Below are 6,870 nucleotides of genomic sequence, written 5' to 3' on the forward strand. Positions count from 1 at the left end.
TTTCCTCAGAAAGATCTTTATACACCTATTACCCAATTTCATTTAACCATTTTTAAACAAAAACCTTCAGAAAATCTGAAGGTTTTAACTTTATGCTGTAAAAAATTATTTCTTTAAAAACTTCACGTTCTTATCGTTAATTTTAAAAATATACGTTCCCGGAACCAACTCTGAAATGTTGATTGATTTCTCCGGCTGATAAATTCCCTGTCTCACTAATTTACCGTCTGTGAAATAAATCGTAAAATCTGTAGGTTTTGTAATCCCTTTTAAGTTCAGTTCATTTTTAGCAGGATTCGGATATAAAGCAAATTCTTCTTTAATTAAATCTGCTGTTCCCAATGTGTTATCCTGAGTTACCGTAGAATTTCTGTCCAGAATCTGATATTCATAATTAAATTCTACACTTGCCACCGGAAATGTTACCGACTGCGTAAAATACTGGTTGTTGGTCGTATTATTCAACGCAAAATAAGCAACCTGTCCTCCTGTTCCGTTTACTTTGATCGGTAAAGGCATTTCGAAGAAACTTACCGTTGAACTGCTCTGGGTTTGAGATGCTCTGAAAGTAACGGTATTTCCTACCTGCTTCCAACGGATGTCATACGTAGGATACCCCTGTCCGTAAATCCAGTCGTTGAAGAATTCTGTAAAATCCTTTCCGGTAGACGTTAATAAAGATGCATTCAGATCCTGAGTTCTTACATAGTTATAAGCCAAATTAGGTCTGGAATGGTAATCCTGAATTGCCTGATAAAATACGGCATCACCCAAAATCCATTTCAGCATTCTCAGCACATATGCTCCTTTTGAATAAGACAATCTGCTGTTGAAAATGGTTCCTACACTGTTTAGATTGGCATCAGCAACATAAACACTTCCTGTTGGCGAACCTGTAACAAAGTTTTTCTGAGTCAACAGATAATTTAAAAAGTCTGTGCTCGTCATCAGCAGTTTTTCATTGGCCACATGTTCTCCAAAAGTGGCAAAACCTTCATTCAGCCAGATATCATTCCAGGCGCCGCAGGTTACTTTGTCGCCAAACCACTGGTGAGCCAACTCATGGGCAATGAGACCTCCGCTCCATCCCGCCATCGATGACATGGTCTGATGTTCCATTCCTCCACCCGCCTGAAATTCCATATGCCCGTATTTTTCATTTCGGAAAGGATAAGGCCCGAAGTAGGTTTCAAAAGTATTCATCACCGTTTTTGTCCAGTCGATGTTACTCATACTTGTCGTATTGGTAGAAGTTGCAGGAAATATATAATTAATGAACGGAAAAGGAGGATTTCCCATCGTATCCGTAAGTTTCACAAAGTTGGTGATCGAAAGTGCAATTAAATATGCTGCAGTAGGATACTGTGTTCTCCAGAACGTCAGTTTCTGACCATTCCCTAAAATTGTTTCAGACATTGGCTTTCCGTTGGAAGCAACGCTGTATTGTGAAGGTGTGGTAACTTTTATATCTACTCTTTCAATTTTATCATTCAGACTTTGCTTGGTTGGAAACCAGTCCTGCGCTCCATAAGGTTCATTTAAAGTAGATAAAACCGCAGTTCCGCCCTGTGTTCCGTTAAAAAAAGCGTTGTTGGTTGATGAAGGCGCTCCTGAATACGTAACTGTTAAAGAATCCAGAACATTCGCCGCAAGAGCAGACTGAAAGTTAATTTTCAGTTCTTTGGTAGACAACTGCTGAAAAGTAAGCGGCGTTCCGTGATACTGCACTCCGGAAACTGTCATCTGATTATCAAGATCAAAATAAATAGAACTTAAACTCTGGCTGGGTTTAAAATGAGAGGTTACAGAACCCGAAACATTATAAACCGCCGGATTGATGGTAAGATCCAGCCTTTGATATTGAAGATCGTAATTCAGTGTATTAGGATTCACATTTCCTACAGCCATTTTGTGAGCGAAAGATTTCATCTCCTTTTCCACCATCGCTTTTCTTTCGATATTCTCGTTTTGTGCGCTTAATTGCTGAAAAGCCAGAACACTCAAAACTAAAAAGTAAAACTTTTTCATATTCAATTTAAAATAACATATCAAAGATATAAAAAAACCTTTCAATCATTGATTAAAAGGTTTTGATATTCGTTAAATTTTAACAATTTTATAAATCTAAAGCTGGTTCGAGAATTTTTTCCATTCTTTTCTTTACCATATCTACAGAGCCTGCATAATTGTTAACCATTAAAGAGAAAACCAATGTTTTTCCGGTATTTGTTTTCATATATCCGGCTAACGTTTTTACTTTATTCAGCGTTCCTGTTTTTGCAAAAACCTGACCGTTTCCAAGACCGTTGAACATTCTTTTTAACGTTCCGGACTGTCCTCCGATCGGCAATGAATTCAAATACGTTTTGTAATACTTTTCATTCATTAAAGAAGTCAGGAATTTTGCCTGAGCAATCGGCGTAACGTTATTGCTTCTTGAAAGCCCGCTTCCGTCGATATAATTTAAACCAAGCATATCAAATCCTCCGTTTTTAAGATGCTCTGTTACTACTTTTCTTCCGGATTCTGTAGTCTGATCGCCAAGACTCTGGAAACCTACAGTTTTTAACAGCGCTTCAGCCAGACCGTTATCGCTGTGCTGATTGGTATAATAAATAATGTCCGCTAAAGTAGGAGACTTGTACACAGAAACGAGTTTTCTGGCTTCAGGATTGGCATCCGTCATTTTCGGAGTAACCTTTCCGGTTACAGAAATTCCGCTTTTTACGAGAGTAGTTCTGAAAGAGTTGGCAAGAAAAGCAGGTGCATCGGGTAATTTTGTCGTTAAAATTCCGTCGCCTTCATATTTATCTGCATACACCATCTGATTGTTGTACGGAGAAACGTAGAAAAACTTTTTATCGGTTGAAAAATTGTTTCCTTTCTTTACGATCAGTTTTTCATTGGCAGGATTGATCTCTTTGGTTGTTCCCACCGGCAAATAGTAATTATTGTTTTCCAACCACACAACATTTTCCGGAAGCTTCGAAATATTGCCTTTGAAAAGCGCTGTCTGGATAATAATATCTCCATTTACCTTTTTGATTCCCTCACGAGAAAGTCCTTCTTTGAAATCTGTAATAATGTCTCTGTAAGCCCAAGCTCCGCCTTTATTGGTTCCTAAAGAAGGATCTCCGCTTCCGACGATGTAAAGATTTCCGTTTAACACTCCGTTTTCGTCCACTGTTCCTGAATATTCGAGCTGAGTATTCCAACGATAACTTTCGCCCAGCATATTCATTGCTGTTTCGGTAGTTAATAATTTCGTTGTGGAAGCTGGAACCAAAGGAGTATTTTCGTTATACGAAGAGATTACTTTCTTCGTTTTCGGGTCGTACACTACGAAACCCCATGTTGCATTTTTCAGCACAGGATCGGTCATCATAGTGTTTACATTAATGTCTACAAGTTCTTTCGGCGACAAAATAGTTTTTTCCACCATGGAAGTGATGGGAGAAGGTAAGTTTAAACTGCTCTTCTGATTGTCGTAAGCCGGAGAATACAGAACTGTAGAAACGGTAGACTGAGCCAGAAAAAAGCCCGAAGCCAGCACCGCAACACCTGAAATATACTTTCTGAAATTTACCATCTATTTTTCTTTTGCTATAGTTTGGATGGTTTAAAAATCAACGGGTTAAATTGAAATACAAAACACCAAACATATAATCAACGATCAAATGTAGAAAATATTGTTGTATGGCAGTTCAGTAGACTATTATAAAAAGAATATAAAGTTTGTTAAAAATTGTTAAAAATCTACAAAAACGTCTTTTTTGATGCTGTGGTACGCTGTAATTTCATCGAATTCTTTCAGACTTGTTAAAACCCTTTTTTTATACTCATCGTACTTTTTTCCTTTAGGAAGTTTCAGCATGATCTGGAACTGATAGAGATTGTTAAGTCGCGCAATCTGAGCTTTTTCCGGACCCAGAACACAATCTTCGGGAAGATATTTTCTAAGGATGGATCCTAAAAACTGGGAAGCGCGGTTGGCTTTATCCTCTCTCCTGTGCTTCAGTTCTATCATAATCAGCTTTGTAAAAGGCGGATAATGGAATTTCTGGCGTTCCGTTAAAATATATTTATAGATTTTCGCCGGACTATTCATTTTAATTAACTGAAAAACAGAATGATCCGGATTAAAAGTCTGTATTAACACTTTTCCTTTTCCGGAAACTCTTCCCGCTCTTCCGGAAACCTGAGTAATGAGTTGATAAGCTCTTTCTTCTGCTCTGAAATCCTGAACATATAATAAGGAATCCGCTTTCGGAATGGCAACCAGCTCGATGTGATCAAAATCCAGACCTTTTGAGATCATCTGTGTCCCGACAACGATATCGGTCTCCCGATCTTCAATTTTTTCGTATAATTTTTCGTAGGCAAATTTCTTTCTCATGGAATCCACATCCATTCGATCCACTTCATGATCGGGAAATAATTTGGAAACTTCTTCATGGATCTGCTCTACTCCTACTCCTCTTTCGTTCAGGTTTTCGGAATGACATTTTGGGCAAACTTTGGGTTTTGAGGCTCTCTGTCCGCAGTAATGGCATTTCATTTCGTTGGCAGCTTTGTGATACGTCATCACCACATCGCAGTTGGAACAGTAGTTTACGTAACCGCAGGTTTCGCATTCCACAACATTGGCGTAACCGCGACGGTTATGAAGAACAATTGCCTGATTTTTTTGTTCCACCACTTTTTTAATCTCGTCAATCAACTGCAAAGAAAAATTTCCGGATACTTTTTTGGATTCCTGAGCTTCTTTAAAATTAATGAGTTCATACTCAGGAAGATTGACATTCCCAAAGCGTTCTTCCAGAAAAACATATTTCATTTTATCTTTTCTGGCGTTGTAATAGCTTTCCACAGAAGGTGTTGCAGAGCCTAAAATGACTTTTGCCCCATAAAAATTTCCAAAAACCAACGCCGCATCTTTTGCATTGAAATAAGGAGAAACTTCTCTCGGACGGTACGCAGAATCGTGTTCTTCATCCACAATAACCAACCCTACATTCTGAAAAGGTAAAAACAGAGAATTCCGTGTTCCGATTAAAACTTTAATATCATTCTGCCTGATTCTTCTCCAGACTTCCACCCTCTCGAAATCTGTAAGTTTCTGATGGTAAAACCCGAGTTGTCTTCCGTATTTTTTTTCTAATCGTTGAGTAATCTGTTTGGTTAAAGAAATTTCGGGAAGTAAAAAGAGTACATTTTTTCCTTCGCTGATGCATTCTTCGATCTTCTCTAAATAAATATGGGTTTTTCCGGAAGAAGTTACTCCGTGAAGCAGAACATTTTTTCCTTCTTCAAAGGCTTCATCCACTTCATTTTTCGCTTCTTTCTGGGCTTCCGAAAGTTCTTCGATCTCTTCTATTTCACCTTCGTAACTTTCGATACGGTCTTTCTGCATATAATATTCTTCGACCAGATTTTTATCTGCCAAAGCCTTAAAATGCGAACTTCCGAAATATCCGTCTTCAAAAAGTTCTGATTTTTTGATGGGCAGATCAGGATTTTCGGTCTGCTTTTCTAAAATATGGAGAAAAAGGTCTTTCTGCTTTTGCGCTCTTTTTAAGGACAAAAGCATTTCCGTAAGATTTTGACGCTGTAAAACCTCATCACTGATTTTTACGTAGGCAACTTCTTTCGCTCTGTATTTTTCGGCAATTTTCTCATCGATTTCAATGTACTGCAAATCGATTAAAGAATTGACGGTTTTAATGATATCTTTCTTGGGAATAAATGCTTCAATATCAGTCAGATTAATTAACTGCCGTACTTCCAAAGCCTGAATGAGATACATTTCATTGACATCAAGGTTCTCAAAGTCAACTTTTACATTCGGCTTCAGCTTGAGGTAGGTTTCACTTTCAAGTTTTAGGGAAGAAGGAAATGCAAAACGGTAAATTTCTCCCAAACCGCACAAGTAATAGTCCGAAAGCCAGTTCCAGAAGTTAATCTGCTCCTGCGGAACAATCGGCTGATCGTCGAGAAGACTGATGACTTCTTTTGCCACAAAAGTTTCAGATGCATTGTTGTGAAGTTCAAAAACAATTCCCGTATAGATTTTTTTGCCGCCAAAAGGAACCAAAACCCTCATTCCTGTCTGAATTGCGGTTTGCAGTTCTTCGGGAACTTTATAGGTGAAAGATCCTTTTAGGTTTAACGGTAAAACAATCTGGGCGTAATTCAAGGGAAAAATTTAAAGTGTAAAATTAATTTTTTCTTTTGTGAACTGCAATTTTTTGATGGTGTGTTTTTATGGAATACTTTTAAGCGCAATGACGGCTAAGATTTTCTTTAAATGATTATGTATATTTTTCGTTCGCCAAGGCGTTTCACTCAGCAAATGATATGAAATATTTAAAGCTTATTATCAAAAGGAGTTTTGATTCTTTGGGAGCAGAATCTGTGTATAAATAAGAATAAATCTATCCATCAATCCGTAGGATTGATATCTATAATTCTCAATGAATTTTCTAAGATAGCGTTCCTACGGAACGCTGAATATCTTCCGAATATGATGTCTACACAGATAAAACTCTATAGGATTTTCTGCTATTTTACTTAAATAATCCTGAGTTCAGGATAAAAAATAAATTTAGATAATTGATTTATAATACTATAATGATTTATCGCAAAGAAAAACAAAAAATTTTTTTTAATTATTAAAAGCTGGTAAGCTAAACAAAGGCACTTCGTTTATTTAAAAAAGAAAAAAATGGTATTACTTTGATAAGTTTTACGCCTTTGTATATCTTAAAAGCTGAATTCCTGATAATTGAATCTCTTTGTTTAACCTTTAGTTTGTAAAACAATAAATTTAAGAACTAAACGCATTCACAAGAAACAGGGTGAACCAGTTTG

At 37.1% G+C, this 6,870-nt stretch carries 3 protein-coding genes; all 3 read right to left on the reverse strand.

The genetic code is table 11. The annotated features are described in order from the left end of the window. Window positions 1–105: 105 nt before the first annotated feature. Complete coding sequence (locus WFK35_RS05560) at window positions 106–2,028, reverse strand: M1 family aminopeptidase (protein ID WP_336731749.1); 1,923 nt, start codon at window positions 2,026–2,028, stop codon at window positions 106–108. A gap of 88 nt (window positions 2,029–2,116) precedes the next feature. After that, on the reverse strand, window positions 2,117–3,589 hold the full coding sequence (dacB, locus tag WFK35_RS05565; RefSeq protein WP_214589185.1) for a D-alanyl-D-alanine carboxypeptidase/D-alanyl-D-alanine endopeptidase: 1,473 nt from the start codon (window positions 3,587–3,589) through the stop codon (window positions 2,117–2,119). 159 nt (window positions 3,590–3,748) lie between these two features. Further along, window positions 3,749–6,196 carry a replication restart helicase PriA gene (priA, locus tag WFK35_RS05570; RefSeq protein ID WP_336731751.1) on the reverse strand — a complete coding sequence of 816 codons (2,448 nt, stop codon included), beginning with the start codon at window positions 6,194–6,196 and terminating at the stop codon, window positions 3,749–3,751. Between the last annotated feature and the right edge of the window lie 674 nt (window positions 6,197–6,870).

It is taken from the genome of Chryseobacterium sp. VD8 (assembly GCF_037149975.1).
Lineage (GTDB): Bacteria > Bacteroidota > Bacteroidia > Flavobacteriales > Weeksellaceae > Chryseobacterium > Chryseobacterium indicum.

Bases quoted from the DNA above. Each gene is read 5' to 3' on its own strand.
- WFK35_RS05560 (WP_336731749.1), bottom strand. From the start codon at position 2,028: ATGAAAAAGTTTTACTTTTTAGTTTTGAGTGTTCTGGCTTTTCAGCAA.
- dacB (WP_214589185.1), bottom strand. From the start codon at position 3,589: ATGGTAAATTTCAGAAAGTATATTTCAGGTGTTGCGGTGCTGGCTTCG.